Below are 20,096 nucleotides of genomic sequence, written 5' to 3'. Positions count from 1 at the left end.
TCGAAGACGGTCATCCCGAGGATGGCCGTTTTTGTTGTTAAAGCAGGTCACAATGCAATGATTTGAAGTATTCTAATCTCCGATGCCGTGAAGGAATCGATCTCCAATGGAATTGTGACGGTTGAAATGGATGCTGCCAAATTGGCAGCCATTGTTAAGAATGATTCATCTAATAGTAAAGTGTATACGATTGAAGTAAGGAATAGCGGGGAAGTTGTGAAGGTTGAATTAAGTCCTGATGTGCTAAATCTGTTAACCAATAACAATCCATCAGCTGTTCTGCAGATCAAAACGGGAGCAGGAGATTATCAACTTCCGATAGCGGATGTAGATGTTAATTCCATAGCAAAACAGCTGAGTGTTGATGTAAAAGAACTTAAGATTATTATCGGAATTGAAAAAGTACAAGGTAATAAAGCGGCTGAGCTTACGGCAGCAGCCTCCCAAATCGGAGCGCAGATTCTTGCCAATCCGGTTGAGTTTACAGTCGGAGTTGTCACAAAAGATAATAGAGCACAAGATGTGAACTCTTACAGTCATTATGTGGCTCGGACCCTTCATCTTTCTCATGAGGTAAAATCAAATGCCGCAGTAGGCGTTTGGTTTAATCCAGTGAGTAAAACGTATATGCCGGTACCTACTTTATTTAACGGATCTGAAGCAACAATGTTGAGAAAAGGGAACAGTATCTATACGGTACTTAATCACCAGAAGATTTTCAGTGATGTATCTACACATTGGGCGAAAGAGGATGTCGAGCTGTTAGCAAGCAAACTGATCGTAAAGGGCATCGATGATAAAAACTTTGCTCCGGATAAATCAATTACTCGTGCTGAGTTTGCCGCACTTCTTGTTCGCTCACTAGCTCTTACCGAAAATGTTAAAAAAGGCTATAAAGATGTGGGTTTGACAGAGTGGTACTCGGGTTCAATAGGAGCGGCCCAAGAGGCTGAATTAATTAACGGCGATGAGTTTGGTAATTTTAAACCTAATGACTTGATTACCCGGGAACAAATGGTTACCATGATCGCTAGAGCATTAAGCTTTGTCGGGAAAATCGAAAATACAGACACGTCGGTTCTAAGTAAATTCACGGATCATAACGAAATCTCGGAATGGTCGCAGGAAGCGGTGGCACGATTGGTACAAACTGGAATTGTCCGAGGAGTTTCGAGTCATGTATTTGCTCCTCAGGATCATGCAACCCGTGCTCAATCGGCAGCCATGTTAAAACGGACGCTTCAATATTTACAATTTATGAACTGAAATCGGCGTAAAACAACATAGTTTTCAAACAAGAAGCGCCTTTAATCGGGCGCTTTTTTCATAGGCAAAAGATCAATCCAATAAAGCAATCAACTTTGCCCAGGTTTTACACTGTAATCAGGTCTACACTACCTACAGAAAGGGAATATTGTCTAGTAGCTCTTTTGTAAATTTCCTAAATCCATACCTAAATTCAGCTGGTCATTCATATATGTCATTGGATAAGGGGTTACAGCACACTTCACTATTTTCATTTGAATGGAAAGGAAGGACCGGATACGATGCAGAGATATATTATGGATAAATTTTTCGCGGGCATGAGGTCGGTACCATTTCAAGTTCATTATTGGGATGGTACTTCTACTGCGTATGGAGAGGATGTGCCGCGATTTGCTCTGACTTTCAAGGAGAAGGTGTCGATCAAAGATTTTGTGAAAAATCCAGTTATGTCCTTTGGCGAGGGCTATATGGATGGGGTCATTGAAATCGATGGAAAAATCGAAGACGTTATTCAATTAGCTACAGGCAACCGTGAACAGCTCTGGAGCCGAACTTTACCTATCCTGTCTAAGCTTACTTCAAAGCGCAAACAAAAGGACGATGTCCAGCATCACTACGATATTAGCAATGAGTTTTATTCACTTTGGCTGGATGAGACGATGAGCTATTCATGTGCTTATTTTCGCACCCCTGATGATACCCTCGAGCAAGCACAGCTGCAAAAAATAGACCATGTGCTTAAAAAGCTTCAGCTTAAGCCTGGCGAGACTCTTCTGGATATTGGCAGCGGCTGGGGATGGCTCATTATTCGGGCGGCCCAGCAGTATGGGGTCGAAGCGAAAGGGATTACATTAAGTGAGGAGCAATACAAAAAAACGTTAGAGCGCATTGCGGAGCAAGGCTTGCAGGATCAAGTGAAGGTTGAACTCATCGACTACCGTGATTTGGCGGTCAGAGGTGAGCAATTTGATAAAATAGCCTCTGTGGGCATGTTCGAGCATGTAGGTCAAGCCCATTACCCTTCATTTATGCAAGCAATCCAGACGCTGCTGAGGGATAAAGGCTTAATGCTGCTGCACACCATAACCCATGCCAAGGAAGAGCCCACAGACCCTTGGATTCAAAAATATATTTTCCCTGGGGGCTACATTCCTTCTTTGCGGGAAATTGTGAGCCTGCTTCCTGATTATGATTTCAACACCTTAGATCTCGAAAATCTTCGTCTGCACTACGCCATGACCCTTGAGCATTGGTCAACTCGCTATGCGAATTCACTAGAGGAAGTAAGGACAATGTTCGATGAACGGTTTGTCCGGATGTGGGAGCTTTATCTGCAGTCCTGCGCAGCTTTCTTCCGCTCGGGTAACTTGAATATTCATCAGGTTTTGTTTTCTAAGGGTTTTAACAATAACTTATCACTAACCCGCGAGCATATTTACGATTAGAGTGTGCTTATGCCTAGTAAGCTTGGTGCGCTGCGACGATATTAGGTCAAGACTTACCCAAACGCATCAAGCTTTTTCTATGCAATGCTGGCTTTCTTATTATCCGCTCACAGTAAGGCTGCGTCAGTTTCTTTGACAGTAATCGGACTGCACGATTTACGAACTACCAATTGCGTATCAATCAAAGATTTGATCTTCACCGTATCCCCTTGCTCAATCATATCGAGCAGTTTAGAGACTGCAAGCTCAGCGATAGTACCCTTCTCCACGTGAACGGTGGTCAATTCCGGCGTAATGATCGTGGATTCCTGAATGTTATCGAAGCCGACGATGGATATATCCTGAGGTACCCGAATTCCAAGCTCGTTCAAAGCTTTAATCACACTTATGGCGATATAATCACATTCGCAAAATAGTGCGGTCGGCAGATCATCCCTCAGCTCTTTTATTTTGTGCATAAACTCATCCTGTGCAGTGACGACAGTCGGTGATACCCCGAAATAGTGAGCCTTATCAACGGTTAGTTTGTCCTCCTCCAAGGCCTGCAAAAAACCTCTCTTACGGGAATCGAAATTGTACATCCGCGAATTCGATTGAACGTATCCAATGTTATTATGACCAAGCTCCAGTAAATAACGGCCTGCCTGATAGGCTCCCATTACGTTATTCATCACGATAAAATTCATGTTCAGCGTTTCCAGACAAGTATCGAGAACAACCAGATTCGGCTGTTTTGTGGCGATCAGTTGAATTTGCTCCTGAGTCAGATTCGTACCCAGCAAAATCATCCCATTCGATTCATGCTCGGTTTCCATCGTTTCCATCGCATCTTCCAGATGGTCGGTGGTCACGGAGGAGAAAAACAAAGAGTATCCACGTATGCGGCACTGTTCCTCAATATGATGAATCAATTCCATAAAAAACGGCTGCTTGTAATACTGTTCCAGTACGATGCCGGAATTGGTGCAGGCGACAAAGCGCAATGTCTTGGTCAGGCCGTAAAACTTGTCAGCCTTGATCATGGATCTTGGTAAATACCCACTATCCTTGACAATCTTCAAAATTCGGGTCCGTGTATCTTCACTAATGCCTGGTTTACCGCTAAGCGCGATTGAAACGGCTGATTTAGAAACATTGGCCAGTTTGGCGATATCGTCCATTTTCATGCTGTACCAGCACTCCTTCTAAATCAAATAAGGAATTACTAAACTATTTTAGTTTACTATGGGTTTGTTTATTAGACAAGTTCAATTTTCCATATATATTAATTTAGTTATATGATTCATTTTTATAAAAAAGTTTACTAATCCTTATTGACTGATTTAGGCGACCGATGGTATGATTCCAGTGAGCTAGACAGCTAGACAGATCGTAAAAAATGAGCTAAATTTGCTTAAATCAGTGAAATGGGACGTTAATTAGAAAATAAGGAGGTTGTTATGGAATTGATGATAACGCTTTCAATTTATAAATAAAATGGGAAATATGAATTAAACAAATTTAGTAATGGAAATAGGGGAGGGTATTCAATGAATGTTAAAAAGAGCACGTCCTTAATCGTCATGCTGACCACTATAGTCTCTTTGCTTGCAGCATGTACACCGGGGGGTGGTACATCTGCACCTGTAGAGACTAAACAGCCAACGGCAGTAGGAGCTGCACCCACAGAGGACAGTAATAAAAAAGTTGAGCTGCGTATGATGTGGTGGGGCTCTCAAGCTCGACACGATGCTACCTTAAAAGTGATAGATCTATTTGAGAAAAAGAATCCGAATATCAAAATTAATGGCGAATACATGGGAAGTGACGGTTATTTTGACAAATTAAATACGCAAGTAGCAGGAGGCAACGCACCGGATTTAATCCAGCTTGGCAACAACTACCCGGATTATGTGTCCCGCGCTGCGCTTTTGGATATTAATCCTTACATGGGTAAAGAGATCAACGTGGAAAATTTCGACAAGGGAAACATTGAATCTGGAGCGATGGATGGTAAACAGTATGGTGTTATTTTAGGCTCTAACGCATTTGGTATCGCTTATAATACAGAGCTAATCAAAAAAGCCGGACTTCAACCACCAACAGGCAAATGGACCTGGGATGAGTTCGGTAAATATGCTCAAGACTTGACAAAAGCACTGGGTAAAGGCTACTACGGAGCTGTTGATGAATCGAGATTTCCTTTATATCTGAACTATTTTGCCAGACAAACGAATAAAACCTTGTATAAGGATGGAAAGGCTGGACTCGGAAAGGAGGAAATAGCCAACTGGTTTACGTTGTGGGATAACTATCGTAAAGCAGGCAGTACACCTCCGGCAGAAATGACGGCTGCGTATACGGAAGCACCAGAAAATTCTTCGTTCGTTGAAGGAAAAACGGCGATGCACTTGATCTGGTCCAATCAAATAACGGCTTACCAAAAGCTGATGAAGGATGAAATCAATGTTGTGCTTCCACCAACAGGAGGTTCAGCACAAGGGTTATGGCTGCAGCCTAGCCAGTTTATGACGATTAATGCAAAATCAAAGAATCCGAAGGAAGCAGCGATGTTCATCAGCTTTATGGTTAACGACCCTGAAGCTACAGCGATTCTCGGCAGTGAGCGTGGCGTTCCGGGTTCATCCAAAGCTCGTGATGCTTTAAAAGCGAGTGCAACACCTGTTGATAAAAAAGTTTATGATTACATCGATATTGCCTCGAAAAATTCGCGAGTGCCGGACAGGGAAATTCCAAATGGCAAAGAATTTGAAACAACGCTTATTAATATGAGCCAAAAAGTCGGCTTTGCCAAGGAAACGATTGCGAATGCGGCTCAAGAAGTATTTGCCGCAGCGGAGAAAGCCATAGGTAAAAAGTAAGCGATAGAAGATGAACGCGAACACTTCTTTTCTTCCGAAGGGTCCGCTTGCTCAGCTCGGCTGTGTATCTGTGTACTTCTCTTGTTCATCTTCTATAACTTGATGTACGGACTCGGATAAGCAAATGAATGATCCGAGTCCATAAAACTAGCACAGCCTGCAGTACAGCGAGTACTTGCAAAGTACTACTGCTGCGCAAAACTCAGTTAATGCTTGCGAAGTCAGTTTTGCTGCGCAAAACTTTTAAGAGGTGAAAGCATGAATCAGGTTACTGTCACGAATAAGAGTGCTTCTAGAACCGCTCGCACATATTGGGTGAAGCTCTGGAGAAAAAACAATGTGCCATATATGTTTCTATTGCCGTGGTTTCTAGGTTTGTTCGCTTTAACGATCGGTCCTATGATAAATTCCTTCTATTATTCTTTAACGAAGTTCGATGTGATTTCACCGCCGCAATTTATCGGGTTTGAGAACTACATAACGATGTTCACGGCAGACCCGCGCTTCATCACTTCATTGAAAGTTACATTTACTTATGTGTTTTTGTCGGTGCCTCTGAAGCTGGCCTTCGCTCTAATGGTTGCAGCTCTGATGAACAAAGGGCTGCGTGGCCTCGGATTTTACCGTACGCTGTATTATTTGCCTACCTTGCTTGGAGGCAGTGTGGCGATAGCGGTATTGTGGCGCAAAATATTTGGCGGCTCTGGTGTCGTTAATCAATTCCTGCTAATCTTTGATATCCATGCTCCGGACTGGGTGTCTAATCCTTCCTATGCGCTGTACTCCATCGTTGCGCTTTCTGTCTGGCAGTTCGGGTCGTCGATGATTATTTTTCTGGCTGGACTGAAACAAATCCCGCACGATTTTTACGAGGCTTCGCAGATCGATGGGGCAGGCAAAACCAAGCAATTTATGTACATCACCATTCCATTGCTGACACCGGTTATATTTTTCAATTTGGTCATTCAATTGATTGGCTCGTTTCAAGCTTTCACACAATCCTTCATTATAAGCGGTGGTCTTGGAGGTCCGATGGACTCGACATTGTTTTACACATTGTATTTGTATATGAAAGGCTTTGCATTCTACGAAATGGGTTATGCTTCGGCTATGGCTTGGGTACTGCTCGTTATTATAGGTATTGTGACAGCTGTATTATTTGGTTCATCGAAGTATTGGGTGCATTATGCGGACGGGGGGAAATAAAATGGCAGCTACCAGACGATTAAATCGTTACCTGCTCCATGGCGTCATTCTCTTATTGGGTCTGATTATGCTGTATCCGATTTTATGGTTAATCAGCAGCTCCTTAAAGCCTGCAAATTTGATTTTTACGGATATGAGTCTGTGGCCGAAGGAAGTCACTTTTGATAATTACCTTAAAGGATGGGCGGGTATTGCCCGTGTAAGCTTTTTGACCTTTTTTACGAATTCATTCATTATCTCGGCTTTTTGTGTGGTCGGTAACGTGCTGTCCTGTTCGATGGCGGCGTATTCGTTTGGCAGACTTGATTTTTCCTGGAAAAAAATATGGTTTTCGCTCATGCTGGTAACGATTATGCTGCCGCATCATGTGACGATTATTCCACAGTATATTTTGTTTAAAGAGCTGAATTGGATTGATACGTATTATCCATTGACGGTGCCAAAATGGTTGGCTACAGATGCATTTTTTATTTTCCTGATGGTGCAGTTTATTCGCGGACTGCCTAAAGAGCTTGATGAATCCGCTACAATTGACGGCTGTGGACGAACGCAAATTTATTGGCGGATTATTTTACCGCTAGCCACTCCAGCACTGATTACGACGGCGATTTTCACCTTCATCTGGACATGGGATGATTTCTTTAGTCAGCTGCTTTACTTAAATACAGCCAAGTTATATACGATTCCGCTCGGCTTGCGATTATTTATGGATTCATCGGGGGAATCAGCTTGGGGTGTGCTGTTCGCGATGTCGGTGTTGTCGCTCATACCGAGCCTGATCATATTCTTCAGCAGTCAAAAGTATTTTGTTGAGGGTATTTCGACTTCGGGGATTAAAGGCTAGCTTTGTATCATGATGTTTAGAGATAGTAACTACTGCGTATAGGAGTGATTATTAATGAAAAAGGATCAACCTGATTCATCTACCCATGAAGTCGAACGTTGGAGCTTGTTTGAGCTATCCCTGGATGGGCCTATGGAAGGCAATCCGTTTAAGGATGTTCAACTGCTGGCACAATTTCAGCATAAACAACGCGTGGTCCATGTGGATGGCTTTTACGATGGGAATGGGGTTTATAAGATTCGGTTCATGCCGGATACCGAGGGAACGTGGACATATGCGGTGAACAGCAGGACAGCTGATTTAAATGGAGTTGTAGGAAGCTTCATATGTACTTCGGCATCTGCCGGTAATCATGGTCCTGTGCGTGTCGTTGATGCTGATCGGTTTGCCTACGAAGATGGAACAACATATCGTCCATACGGTACGACCTGCTATGTGTGGACACATCAAGATGAAGAGCTGCAGGAGCAAACGCTGCAAAGCTTGAGCAGCTCGCCTTTCAATAAAATTCGCATGTGTGTGTTTCCGAAGCGTTACAGCTTCAATACGAATGAGCCGGATTGCTTCCCGTTCGAAGGCTCCAAAGCGGACGGATTTGACTGGACGCGCTTTAATCCTCTTTATTTTGCAAAACTGGAGAAAAGAATTGGCGAGCTGCAAAGGCTTCAAATCGAGTCGGATTTGATCCTGTTTCACCCCTACGATAATGGCCAGTGGGGCTTTGATCGAATGAACGAAGAAACGGATGAGTTTTACTTGCGCTACGTGATCGCCCGATTGGGATCGTTCCGCAATATTTGGTGGTCACTAGCCAACGAATTCGACTTTATGAAAGAGAAGCAGATGAACGACTGGGACCGTTTCTTCCGCATCGTTCAGGAAAGCGATCCTTATCAGCATCTGCGTTCGATTCATAATGGGACGAAAATGTACGACCCAACGAATTTAACTATTTATGATCATACGAAGCCTTGGGTTACGCACGTTAGTATGCAGTATTGGGAGCTGACACCAACCACGGTCTGGCGAAAGCTGTATAGGAAGCCGATTGTTGTGGATGAATGCTGTTATGAAGGGAACCTGCCACAGCGGTGGGGCAATATTACCGGAGAAGATATGACGGCACGCATGTGGGATGGCTTTATGCGCGGTGGATATGTGGGGCATGGAGAAACCTTTTTGCATCCCGAGGATGTGGTATGGTGGTCCAAAGGCGGGCTGCTGCATGGAGACAGCCCGGCACGCATTGCATTCTTAAGGCAAATTTTCGAGGCTTCACCTGAAGGGATCGCTCCCATCGAGAGCTTCCGCGATGCTCCGACTCTTGGGATAGAGAGCGAGTACTACTTACAATATTTCGGTGTCCATCGACCTGCCTATCGGGAGCTTCCGCTGCCGGAGGAGCAGAGCTTTCAAATCGAGATTATCGACACGTGGAATATGACTGTGACCACTTTAGATGGCGTATACTCGGGCCTGACTCGTGTTGATATGCCGGCAATACCGTATATTGCCTTGCGGGCACATCGAGTAGAACGGATGGAGAGCTAAAATATGAAAACATTTAAACTGGGCTATGCGCCGACAAGAAGATTTGTATTCAGTGCAGAGGACGCTTTTAAATATAAAATCTTGATTCGTGAAAAAATGGAAAGCTTCGGGCTTCCCATCGAAATTGTCGATTTGGAGGGCTTGAATAAGGAAGGGCTGCTTTATGATGATCTTTATAATGCAGAAGAGATTATTAAGCATTTTCAACAGCATGAAGTAGATGCCGTCTTTTTCCCGCACTGTAATTTTGGGACGGAAGATATGGTCGGACGTGTAGCCAAAGCGCTCGGTAAGCCAGTACTGCTCTGGGGACCACGTGATGAAGCTCCGCTTGCTGATGGGATGCGTTTGCGGGATACGCAGTGTGGTTTATTCGCTACAGGTAAGATTTTGCGCCGCTTCAATGTACCGTTCACCTATATTACGAACAGTCATGTTGACGATCCGGTTTTTAAAAGGGGCTTTCGGAATTTCGTCGCTGCGGCCAATGTGGTCAAACATTTCCGTAGTATGCGGATTTTGCAAATTGGACCGAGACCGACTTCGTTTTGGACGATGATGTGCAATGAGGGCGAGCTGTTGGAGCGCTTCGGAATCGAGATTTATCCGATCACGCTTGAAGATATCAAACGCGCCTCCTTGAAGGCGGCAGCCAAGGATAGTCCCGAATTATTGGAAGCTATTCAATACATTAAAGATACCCTCGATTATTCTGAGGTTGGCGATGAGGCCGTTCGCAAAATTGCTGCATTAAAGGTCGCCATGAAAAGCTACGCGATTCAATCAAACTCCACTGCGATTGCGATCCAATGCTGGTCCTCGCTGCAGGACGCTATTGGGATTATGCCTTGCCTCGCTAACGCTATTTTAACGGATGAACAAATACCGGTTACCTGTGAAACGGACATCCATGGAGCGATTACTTCCATTATGGTACAGGCGGCTTCAATGAATACGGCACCTACATTTTTCGCTGATTTGACGATACGCCATCCTGAGAATCCGAACGGTGAGCTGTTGTTCCACTGCGGGAACTTTCCAGTTTCTTTAAGTGTGGAAGAAAAGCCGAAGCTGCGCAAGCATTTTCTGTTCGATGATCACTCTCCCGGCACTCATGAAGGGGAAATAAAAGGCGGCACGATGACACTAGCACGGTTTGATGGGGATCATGGGGAATACTCGATTTTTCTCGGCAGAGCCAAAGGGATTCCAGGTCCATTTACGAGAGGCTCCTATGTATGGGTAGAAGTGAACGATTGGCCGTTATGGGAGGAAAAGCTGGTAAAAGGGCCCTATGTGCATCATTCCGTCGGTATTCATCAGGATGTGATTCCCGCTCTATTCGAGGCCTGTACGTATATTCCGGGTTTGATCGCAGATCCGGTTGATCCGACAATAAGTGAGATTCAGTCTTGGTTGCGTGGTAACGAGTGGAAGTGAAAGGAGTGCGGAGAAAATGAGCTTCAACCCTACGAGTACAAGTAAAATGAGTATCAACGATTTAAAGCGAAAAGCCGTTCAAATTCGCATGGATTTGCTGCAAATGGTGTACGACGCGAAGACAGGTCATACCGGTTCATCTTTATGTAATGCGGACATTTTGACAGTTCTTTATTATGATGTAATGAATGTGGACGCGGCGCGCCCCAAATGGGAAGAGCGTGACCGTTTTATAGCAAGCAAGGGCCATGCTGTTGAGTCGTTGTATTGCATTTTGGCGGACAAAGGTTTTTTTTCAAAAGAGGAGCTAAAGACGTTCAGCCGCTTTGGCTCGCGGTTAATTGGCCATCCAAACAATAAAGTACCTGGCGTGGAAATGAATACAGGCGCTCTCGGGCATGGATTATCGATATCGGTCGGGATGGCAAAGGCGGCCAAGATGGATGGTAAAGCTTATCGCGTATTCACTTTAATGGGTGACGGGGAGCAGGCCGAAGGCTCAATCTGGGAAGCAGCGATGGCTGCAGCTCACTACAAGCTGGATAATTTGGTCGGCTTTATCGACCGCAACAAGCTGCAAATCAGTGGAAGTACAGAGGAGGTTATGGGGCTAGAGCCATTGGATGAGAAATGGAGCAGCTTCGGATGGGACGTTATCACAGTGAACGGCAACGATATCGCAGAGCTGTGCGAGGTTCTTCATCAAAAACCACGGGTGGTCGGTAAACCAACGCTCATAATGGCCAACACAACCAAGGGAAAAGGGGTTTCCTTTGCCGAAAATGTACCGCATTGGCATCACCATGTACCAAGCGATTCGGAGCTAGCGCTGGCTTTGGCAGGATTAACGGAAGAATTGAAGGTGATCGGACATGAATAAAATCGCTAATCGGCAAATCCTATGTGAAACCTTATTGGAACAGGCCAGACAGGATCGTCATATCGTGCTGCTCGCCAGTGATTCAAGGGGCTCCGCTTCCATGGCGCCTTTTGTTAAAGAGCTGCCCGAGCAATTCGTGGAAACCGGAATTGCCGAACAAAATATTGTCGGTATCGCTGCAGGCTTGGCCGCGAGCGGCAAAAAGCCTTGGGTCACCTCTCCGGCATGCTTTCTTAGCATGCGTGCTATTGAGCAGGTAAAGGTTGACGTCGCTTACTCCGGCACGAACGTTAAGCTGATTGGGATCAGCGGTGGGGTTAGCTATGGCGCACTGGGCATGTCTCATCATTCCCTTCAGGATATTGCGGTAACACGCGCCATTCCGGGCTTGACGATCATTCTGCCTGCTGACCGTCACGAGACGAAGAAAATGACGGAGGCTCTCGCGGTGCATGAAGGCGGGGTTTATGTGCGAATTGGACGCAATCCTGTGCAGGATTGCTACGAGTCGGACGATTATCCTTTTGAAATAGGCAAGGCGGTTACACTTCGAGAAGGTACGGATCTTACGATCATTGCGACCGGAGAAACGGTTCGTGTAGCGTTGGATACCTCTGATGCACTCGCCCAGGAGAGCATTCGCTGCCGGGTTCTTAATATGCATACGATCAAACCGCTGGATACGGAAGCCGTAATCAAGGCAGCCAAGGAGACAGGACATATCATAACAGTTGAAGAACACAGCATATTCGGTGGATTGGGTGCGGCGGTTGCCGAGGTCGTGGTGCAGAATTGTGTGGTTCCGATGAAAATACTGGGCATACCGGATGAACCGGCCATTACAGGCAATACAGCTGAAGTGTTCAAACATTACGGTATTGACGTGGACTCTATCCGCGCCATTGCTGTTGGGATAGTTAAGCCGACATGAGGAGCTTACGCCATGGAGAATAACACGGCATCGCAGCATTCAGCAGCTTCCTATAAGCAGCATGATCAAGCTTATATATTGGCTGTCGATCAAAGCACCTCGGGCACCAAAACCTTATTAATTGACAAGTCTGGCAATATCATTAGCAAGTATGCCATTGAGCATGCTCAAATCTATCCGCAGCCTGGTTGGGTCGAGCACGATCCGATGGAAATTTACCGCAATGTAATTCATGCAATCAAGGAGATTGTAAAGGGAAGCGGGATTGCTACGCAGCAAATTGCTGTCATCACACTAACGAATCAACGGGAAACAGCGGTAGTCTGGGATTCGGCAACAGGGCTTCCGGTATATAATGCAATTGTGTGGCAATGCCGCAGAACAACGGATCTATGCGCAGTATTGAACGATCAAGGCTATGAGATTCAGATTAATGCCAAAACAGGCCTTGTGCTTGACCCCTATTTCTCTGCCAGCAAATTCCGGTGGATTTGCGATCATGTGCAGCAGATGAAAGCAATGGGTAAGGGGAACATCCATACAGATCGTCTGCTCGCAGGTACAATCGACAGCTGGTTGATTTGGAAGCTGACAGGTGGAGCTGTTCATGCAACAGATTATACGAATGCAAGCCGGACCTCCTTGTTTAATATTCATACGCTTCAATGGGATGAGGAATTAATCGAGATCTTTGGTGTTGGGAATCTTGGACTTCCGCAGGTCAAATCCAGTAATGAGATTTACGGCTACACAGCAGATCCGGAACTATTCGCGGATTCCATTCCGATCTCGGGGGTTATCGGAGATTCGCAAGCTGCACTGTTCGGGCAGCTGTGCCACCAGCCCGGCATGGCCAAAGCTACCTATGGAACGGGTACCTCGGTGATGATGAATATTGGCGAGAAGCCTGTTGCATCGGTGAATGGACTGGTTACCGCGATAGCTTGGGGTATGGATGGCAAGGTGAATTATGCATTGGAGGGGATTATTCACTGTACAGGCGATTGCATGAAGTGGGTGCGTGATCAACTCGGGCTGTTTACTGATTATTCGGAAGCTGAAGCGCAGGCTGAGGCACTTTCAGATAATGAAGGCGTATATTTGATACCTGCATTTGTAGGGCTTGGCGCACCGTATTGGGTTCCCCATGCTCGAGCCGCCATTGTCGGCATGAGCCGAAGCAGCGGCAAGAGCCATATCATCAGAGCGGCGATGGAAAGCATCGCTTACCAGGTTCGTGATACAGTAGCATTAATGGAGGCAGAGTCCGGTGTTCCCATCGTGCAGCTGCGAGTGGATGGAGGTGCTGCCGGAAATCGACTATTAATGCAGTTTCAGGCTGATATGCTGCAGGCTGAAATCGTGAAACCGTCCGCTGCTGAGTTATCTGCTATCGGATCGGCATTTCTTGGCGGGCTGTGTATCGGTTATTGGAACAGCATAGATGAGCTGCATGGACTGGTTAGGGCCTCAATCGGGTATACCCCAACGATGGATAAACGAGTGAGTGATGCGTTTCATGAGGGTTGGCAAAAAGCAGTGCAGGCCGTTATTTCCTAAACCGGTAAGGCAACATAGCAAAGGAAGTGAACGAAGCGGGATATGGAACAGATACAACACGTTGAGTGCTGGGACATCTTGGAGCTGATCCTGCCTACTATAGTGGGTAAGCATGGAGAGCTTGGAGGAATGCTTGAAGGTAAGGTCATTTTTTCAAAAGGCAGCCGAGTCAGGGAAGTTACTGCCTTTATCGATAGCTCAGGCGAGTATCGGGTTCGTTTTATGCCGGATGAACCGGGTGAATGGTTGTATGAAGTAAGCATTGGATCAATGGACTTGATTAGTGGGAGGAGTACTGGGAAAATTTTTTGTACCGCGCCACGAGAGGGCAATTCAGGACCTGTTGGCATTATCGGCGACAAGGATTTTTGCTATGCCGACGGCACACCATATTATCCATTCAGTACGACCTGCCTGAACGGGTTTGGGCAAGCTCAAGTTGAATCGACGATAGCTTCCATTGCTCAAGCTCCATTTAATAAAATTCGATTTTGTTTGGACAATAGTATTGACGATTTCACCGTGATTGAGGAAGTGCTAGTCCGACTCATGAGTTTGGGTGTGGAAGCTGAGCTATTGCTGGATTGCGGGATTGAAGAGCCGCAGGCTGCGGCTTTTGTACAGCAGACCGTAACAAGGCTGGCTGCCTATCGCAATGTTTGGTGGTCACTGCTTATTCGAGGAGAGCAAGCTTCAGTGGAGCTCAATAAGCTGAAGCTTCTTCGCATTCTGGAGGATCGGGATCCTTACCATCATCTTGTGACTATCCATAGTACGAATCCTTTGAGCGATTATGGAAACAGAGGTTTGACTCATGTCAGCCTGCAGGGCATGGACCCAAGCCAAGTATCCTATTATGCGGGATTGCATAGGAAGCCCATACTGATGGAGGCGTGCGGCTGTGAAGGGGATGCTTCCACGCTGTGGGGAAGCTTACCAGGTGAAGAAATGACCAACCGTATCTGGGAAAGTGTTTGCAGAGGCGGATATGCTGGGTATGGCGAAATGTTTCTTCTGCCGGATGGGAGCAGCTGGCACAATGATGGCGGCTGTCTGCAGGGCTCGGCTGTAACGCGAATTGCTTTTCTGCGCAGAATTCTGGAGGAGGCTCCACTCGGGCTTCGATATATGCCGATTTTTTATGATGCAGCAACAGTTGGTTGTGAAGGAGAGTATTATTTGCAATATTTTGGCATTCATAGGTTTCCTTCCAGACAGCTTCAATTGCCTGAAGGCCGTTATACAGTAGAAATCATCGATGTATGGAATATGACCGTTACTGCTGTGGTGGGTATTTTTGACCAAAATATTGCGGTGAATCTGCCGACGCTTCCTTTTCATGCTTTACGCATAAGCAGATGGTACCCGCAAGAAATCATGTCCAAAAGGAAATACGACCTATCCTTAAAAGGCGCGGGTATTGAAGCTTTTACAGAATCATCGTCCTACAATAAGAAGCTGAGTTCAGTGATCCAGCATGCTGAACAGAAAGACAATTATACGAAGGATCATTCCAAAAGGTAAACAGAGGGTAGATCGGAGTTGATAAAATGTACAATAAGAATACAATCGGAGCTGCTTCAGATACGCTGGAATGCTGGGCGCGTTATGAACGCAGCTTTCACGGTCCGGACACCGGTAATCCCTTTCGGGAGATTATGTTCCACGCCGAATTCAGGCATCACAACCGTGTGGTGAAAACAGATGGTTTTTACGATGGCGGCGGTATATATAAGCTTCGTTTTATGCCAGATGCGATAGGGTCTTGGAGCTATGTGACTTTTAGTAATTGTAAGGAGCTGGATGCCCAGCATGGACAACTTCAGGTTACAGCTCCCATTGGAAATAACCATGGTCCTGTAAGCGTAAAAGATAAATATAGGTTCATCTATAGGGATGGCACACCTTATTTGCCATTTGGTACGACGTTGTATCATTGGTTTCATCACGGGGATGAAGCACAAGAGCAGACAACCTTAACTGTACTCGCTGCTTCGCCGTTTAATAAGGTTCGAATGTGTATACTGCCCACTGGGGAAATGAATCCTTCTATGCTTGCTTTTGCTGGCAGCAGGGAGTTTGGTGTCGATATACAGCGGTTTAACCCGGATTTTTTTGCGCATATGGAACAAAGGCTTGAGGATTTGCAGCGGCTTGGCATTGAAGCTGATATTATTTTATTTCATCCCTATGATCAAGGCGTTTGGGGTTTTGAACAGCTTGATATAGAGGTGGAAGCAGCTTATTTGAAATATGTAATAGCCCGGCTGTCGTCGTTCCGAAACGTATGGTGGTCGATTGCTAACGAATTTGATTTTAATATTCATAAATCGATGAATGACTGGGATCGGTTACTGCAAACTGTGCAGCGTCTGGATCCCTATGGCCATTTGCGCTCCATCCATAATGGAACGAAGATGTACGATTATGAACGGACGGCCACTTATGATTATTCCAAGCCTTGGGTAACGCATCAAAGTATTCAGCATTGGGAAACTTCATGGACGACCAGCTGGCTTGATACATACGGCAAACCTGTCGTTGTCGATGAATGCTGTTATGAAGGAAATGCCATTCGCAGGTGGGGCAATATCTCGGGTGAGGAGATGCTGCGGAGAATTTGGGAAAGTCAGGTCCGGGGCGGATATGCGTCACATGGCGAAGCTTATGAAAGTGAAGGCGGCGGAACGTGGATTTCCCGTGGTGGTAGGTTGGTTGGGGATAGTCCGAAGCGAATTCAATTTTTACGCGAATTGATGGAAGCAGGGCAGGCAGACTTATGGGAAGCTGAGAGAGAGCGCAACTGCTTCTGGATTTATTTTGGGCGCAGCCAACCAAGCTATTGGGAACTACAGCTTCCAGAGCATCGTTGTTTCCATATTGATCTTATTGATACGTGGGAGATGCGAATTGAACGGCTTACGCATACATACCAGGGAAGCTGCAAGGTTGCTCTCCCGGGTAAATCGTATTTAGCTTTGCGGATTACTGTTGTTTAAAGCTTGTAAAACATTTCGCCTGAGTGCAAATACCCACAATGTGATGGCTGAAGCGAGTTGTTCCCTCTTGCCATGCTTGGAGAGGACTTCACAAGGAAATTAGGTTACAATAGTGAAGAACAATTCTACCATGGAATGGAGTGGGTCTTTTGGAAAGCTCAAACTATGTGATTTATTTGGGTTCCTATACAGGAAAGGAACTACCTGGTATTTTTTCGTACCAGTTTGATGAGGACACGGAGCAGTTAACTTTTATTGAATCTGTTTCAGGTCTGAAGGATCCCACCTTCATTAAAGTCAGTGATAAGCATAAGAAGCTCTATTCCTTTACGCAGGCTTATGAAGGGCAACCAACATCAGTTATTTATGCTTACCAGATCGACGAGACTACAGGTAAGCTGACATTGGCGAGCAGCCAGGATGGGGCAGACAAGTCTGCCACTCATATCAATACGGATATTGGCGAGCAATTTCTGATGACTGTCAGCTATGGAGAAGGCAATGTTTCCTTATTCAAGCTGCAAGATGATGGGAATATTGGCGAGCTCTGCGGCAGCATGCATCACAACGGGGGAAGCGGTGTTGTAGCCGATCGTCAGGGCTCTGCTCATCCACATTCGATTTTTCCGGATCCGTCCGATCAGTTTGTAATTGTTCCTGATCTAGGGCTGGATAAAATTATGGTGTACCGTTTAGATCGCCAAGGTGCTAAATTGGTGCTTCACGACGAGGTTGCTGTTAACCCTGGTGCAGGCCCGCGCCATTTTGCTTTTCATCCATCCGGCAATTTTGCTTATGTGATCGAAGAGCTTAGCTCCACGATCACGGTATTCTCTTATGAGCGACTGATTGGCAAGCTGCTGTCCATCCAAACGGTAAACACGCTGCCTGAAGACTTTGTAGGAACGAGCTCTACGGCTGAAGTTCAGATATCTCCTTGTGGACGTTATTTGTATGGTTCGAATCGTGGACATGACAGCATCGTCGTATTCGCGATCGATCCGTTAAGCGGCAAGCTGAGCCTGCTTCAGCATACGTCCACCCTGGGCAAGCATCCTCGGCATTTCAGCTTGACGCCAAGTGGACGATTCTTGATTGCAGCCAACAAAGACTCAGACTCGGTGTACTGGTTCCGGGTAGACCCGGACAGCGGCAAGCTGACGCCAACTGGACAGCAAATTACGATGCCTCAACCGACCTGCGTGCGCTTTTATAAACTGCCATAGTTTATTGATGCAGCTTAGGATGTTAATTTTGAATAAAAGCTGGTTTCCTTTGTTAAAAAGGGAGTCAGCTTTTTTCATTAATAGGGGTTTTCCCACACGAATCTGCTATTATAGAGAAACAACAATACTCATTAGATTGGTTTATGCACTCGCAAACCCTTGATAAGACTGGGATTAGACACGGATCGCAACAAGTTAAATAAAGAGGATTGTTTGTAATGGAGCATGACGATATACTCAGCTTATATCGGGCGGGAACTTGTAGTTTCATCCGATTATGAGGTAGGCATATTTGCAAAACTATAGTAGGAAAAGGGGTAATGGTTTAATGAACAGGACACCTAGGCAATGGTTTGCAGCAGTCGGTACGATTACGATGGCGATGGGGGTATTGGCAGGTTGTGGAGGAGATCAACCTGCAAGTAAGAAGACAGATGCGGCTAAGCCTGCAGATACTAAACCGGCAGATACCAAACCTGTAGAAATATCGATTGTGATGCCTCAAGTTGGTGACATACCGGCTAAGGGTAATACGATTGAACAAGCGATTGAGAAATATACGAATACTAAATTAAGTATTCAATGGGTACCCAACTCGACGTATGATGAAAAAATCAATGTAATGATTGCTTCTAATGAATTACCGAAGATTTTGAAGGTCAATTATGTTCCGACTATTATCAATACGGCTCAGTCCGATCAATTCTGGGAAATTGGCTCTTATTTAAAAGACTACAAAAATTTGGCTGCACAAAATGCACAATATTATGAAAATATTAAAATCGACGGTAAGCTTTACGGAATACCGAACTATCGTGAAATTGGCCGTCCGGCTGTTATTTACCGCAAGGATTTGATGGATGCTGCGGGCTTGAAAATGCCGAAAACATTGGATGAATGGTACAATGTTGTGAAAACGCTATCAGAAAAGAACGGAAAAGATACGTACGGATTCATGCTGGACAAAAAGTATAATGACGGTGCGAACTCCGTCCTGAGTAGGCTATCAGTAAGCCAAGGCGGAGTTAATAAGTGGGGCGTAGATGGAAGTGGGAAATTCACACCTGAATTTTTGACTCCACAATTTGTCGATACTTTGAAGCTGTTTAGAAAGCTTTATTCGGAAAAGCTGATCAATCAGGACTTCCCGGCTTTGGATGCCACGGAAATGGATAAACAATTCGAATCCGGTCGTGCCGTTATCAAGATCAACGGCGTAGCTACCAACGCAGCGAATATTCAAGACCGTATTGTAAAAGTAGTGAGCACTGCACAGATGGATATTACTTCATGGGAAGGACCATCAGGTCCAAGAATTTCCGGTCAGTCTGGTAACAACGGATTCCTTGCATTCCCTAAATCAACAGTGAAAAATGAAGCTGAAGTGAGACAACTGTTGTCATTCCTGGATAAATTATTGGATAAAGACATGTCTCTCCTGCAAAAACGCGGTATTGAAGGCGTTCACCACAAGAAAGCTGACAATGGCTTTGTCGAATGGACCGATCTTACAGCCTTTAACCGTGAAGTGAAGCCTTACCGCGATAATCTGATCAACTTTGAAACATATAATGTACCACCACTTAAGGATACAGAACTAGCCATGAAGGGTTATAAAATGGAGCCTGAAGGTCTGAAGTATGCAATAGCCAACCCGGCATTGACATTATCATCCAAAACTTATTCTGAACGTGGAAAAGAACTGGATACCCAAATTGCAGATGCACAGACCAAATACATTGTAGGTAAAATTGACGATGCTGGCTGGGCTGATGAGGTTGCCAAATGGCGCAAAGCTGGCGGCGACTCCCTGATAAAAGAATATGAGGAAGCTTTTGCCAAAAACAAGAAATAATTGTGGTACAACGGTAGAAGCAGGTTAAAAAA

The 20,096-nt window shown here is 45.4% G+C and carries 15 protein-coding genes; 14 read left to right on the top strand and 1 reads right to left on the bottom strand.

What is annotated here, in order from left to right:
* Positions 1–87 precede the first annotated feature (87 nt).
* Complete coding sequence (locus BM210_RS03270; protein ID WP_091164314.1) at positions 88–1,266, top strand: S-layer homology domain-containing protein; 1,179 nt, start codon at positions 88–90, stop codon at positions 1,264–1,266.
* Positions 1,267–1,547: 281 nt separating this feature from the next.
* Positions 1,548–2,711: an SAM-dependent methyltransferase gene (locus BM210_RS03265; RefSeq protein WP_091164732.1), complete on the top strand. Its 1,164-nt coding sequence runs from the start codon at positions 1,548–1,550 to the stop codon at positions 2,709–2,711.
* 107 nt (positions 2,712–2,818) lie between these two features.
* Here the strand turns inward: BM210_RS03265 and BM210_RS03260 are convergent, their stop codons facing one another.
* Positions 2,819–3,877 (bottom strand): LacI family DNA-binding transcriptional regulator, encoded by a 1,059-nt coding sequence (locus BM210_RS03260; RefSeq protein ID WP_091164313.1) that lies wholly within the window; start codon positions 3,875–3,877, stop codon positions 2,819–2,821.
* A gap of 363 nt (positions 3,878–4,240) precedes the next feature.
* Here BM210_RS03260 and BM210_RS03255 point away from each other — a divergent pair, with 363 nt between their 5' ends.
* The 12 genes from BM210_RS03255 (at position 4,241) to BM210_RS03200 (ending at position 20,064) form a co-directional block, all read left to right on the top strand.
* Positions 4,241–5,572 (top strand): ABC transporter substrate-binding protein, encoded by a 1,332-nt coding sequence (locus BM210_RS03255; protein ID WP_091164312.1) that lies wholly within the window; start codon positions 4,241–4,243, stop codon positions 5,570–5,572.
* A gap of 258 nt (positions 5,573–5,830) precedes the next feature.
* A complete protein-coding gene (locus BM210_RS03250; protein ID WP_091164311.1) occupies positions 5,831–6,778 on the top strand; it encodes a carbohydrate ABC transporter permease in 948 nt (315 codons plus the stop codon).
* 1 nt (position 6,779) lies between these two features.
* Complete coding sequence (locus tag BM210_RS03245) at positions 6,780–7,622, top strand: carbohydrate ABC transporter permease (RefSeq protein WP_091164310.1); 843 nt, start codon at positions 6,780–6,782, stop codon at positions 7,620–7,622.
* A 54-nt stretch (positions 7,623–7,676) separates the two neighbouring features.
* A complete protein-coding gene (locus tag BM210_RS03240; protein ID WP_091164309.1) occupies positions 7,677–9,173 on the top strand; it encodes a DUF5605 domain-containing protein in 1,497 nt (498 codons plus the stop codon).
* 3 nt (positions 9,174–9,176) lie between these two features.
* Positions 9,177–10,613 carry an L-fucose/L-arabinose isomerase family protein gene (locus tag BM210_RS03235; RefSeq protein WP_091164308.1) on the top strand — a complete coding sequence of 479 codons (1,437 nt, stop codon included), beginning with the start codon at positions 9,177–9,179 and terminating at the stop codon, positions 10,611–10,613.
* A 16-nt stretch (positions 10,614–10,629) separates the two neighbouring features.
* Positions 10,630–11,493, top strand: a complete 864-nt coding sequence (locus tag BM210_RS03230) for a transketolase (protein WP_091164307.1) — start codon at positions 10,630–10,632, stop codon at positions 11,491–11,493.
* Positions 11,486–12,424 (top strand): transketolase family protein, encoded by a 939-nt coding sequence (locus tag BM210_RS03225; RefSeq protein WP_091164306.1) that lies wholly within the window; start codon positions 11,486–11,488, stop codon positions 12,422–12,424. Before BM210_RS03230 ends, BM210_RS03225 begins: the two co-directional genes overlap by 8 nt.
* Positions 12,425–12,436: 12 nt before the next feature.
* Positions 12,437–13,984 carry a glycerol kinase GlpK gene (gene glpK, locus BM210_RS03220; protein WP_091164305.1) on the top strand — a complete coding sequence of 516 codons (1,548 nt, stop codon included), beginning with the start codon at positions 12,437–12,439 and terminating at the stop codon, positions 13,982–13,984.
* Between the two features lie 42 nt (positions 13,985–14,026).
* Positions 14,027–15,508, top strand: coding sequence for a DUF5605 domain-containing protein (locus tag BM210_RS03215; protein WP_091164304.1), 1,482 nt, complete (start codon positions 14,027–14,029; stop codon positions 15,506–15,508).
* 26 nt (positions 15,509–15,534) lie between these two features.
* Entirely contained in the window at positions 15,535–16,983 is a 1,449-nt protein-coding gene (locus BM210_RS03210) for a DUF5605 domain-containing protein (protein ID WP_177237595.1), read from the top strand.
* Between the two features lie 149 nt (positions 16,984–17,132).
* Positions 17,133–18,209, top strand: a complete 1,077-nt coding sequence (locus BM210_RS03205) for a lactonase family protein (RefSeq protein ID WP_177237594.1) — start codon at positions 17,133–17,135, stop codon at positions 18,207–18,209.
* Between the two features lie 328 nt (positions 18,210–18,537).
* Positions 18,538–20,064 (top strand): extracellular solute-binding protein, encoded by a 1,527-nt coding sequence (locus BM210_RS03200; RefSeq protein WP_091164302.1) that lies wholly within the window; start codon positions 18,538–18,540, stop codon positions 20,062–20,064.
* Positions 20,065–20,096: the final 32 nt, after the last annotated feature.

This window comes from Paenibacillus sp. 1_12 (assembly GCF_900114475.1).
In the GTDB taxonomy this organism is placed as follows: domain Bacteria; phylum Bacillota; class Bacilli; order Paenibacillales; family NBRC-103111; genus Paenibacillus_S.
The sequence above is the reverse complement of the archived record's forward strand: the minus strand, read 5'-3'. Positions and strand labels throughout refer to the sequence as shown.

Coding starts and splice junctions, on each gene's coding strand:
- BM210_RS03265 (WP_091164732.1), top strand. CDS start 1,548: ATGCAGAGATATATTATGGATAAATTTTTCGCGGGCATGAGGTCGGTA.
- BM210_RS03260 (WP_091164313.1), bottom strand. CDS start 3,877: ATGAAAATGGACGATATCGCCAAACTGGCCAATGTTTCTAAATCAGCC.
- BM210_RS03255 (WP_091164312.1), top strand. CDS start 4,241: ATGAATGTTAAAAAGAGCACGTCCTTAATCGTCATGCTGACCACTATA.
- BM210_RS03250 (WP_091164311.1), top strand. CDS start 5,831: ATGAATCAGGTTACTGTCACGAATAAGAGTGCTTCTAGAACCGCTCGC.
- BM210_RS03245 (WP_091164310.1), top strand. CDS start 6,780: ATGGCAGCTACCAGACGATTAAATCGTTACCTGCTCCATGGCGTCATT.
- BM210_RS03240 (WP_091164309.1), top strand. CDS start 7,677: ATGAAAAAGGATCAACCTGATTCATCTACCCATGAAGTCGAACGTTGG.
- BM210_RS03235 (WP_091164308.1), top strand. CDS start 9,177: ATGAAAACATTTAAACTGGGCTATGCGCCGACAAGAAGATTTGTATTC.
- BM210_RS03230 (WP_091164307.1), top strand. CDS start 10,630: ATGAGCTTCAACCCTACGAGTACAAGTAAAATGAGTATCAACGATTTA.
- BM210_RS03225 (WP_091164306.1), top strand. CDS start 11,486: ATGAATAAAATCGCTAATCGGCAAATCCTATGTGAAACCTTATTGGAA.
- glpK (WP_091164305.1), top strand. CDS start 12,437: ATGGAGAATAACACGGCATCGCAGCATTCAGCAGCTTCCTATAAGCAG.
- BM210_RS03215 (WP_091164304.1), top strand. CDS start 14,027: ATGGAACAGATACAACACGTTGAGTGCTGGGACATCTTGGAGCTGATC.
- BM210_RS03210 (WP_177237595.1), top strand. CDS start 15,535: ATGTACAATAAGAATACAATCGGAGCTGCTTCAGATACGCTGGAATGC.
- BM210_RS03200 (WP_091164302.1), top strand. CDS start 18,538: ATGAACAGGACACCTAGGCAATGGTTTGCAGCAGTCGGTACGATTACG.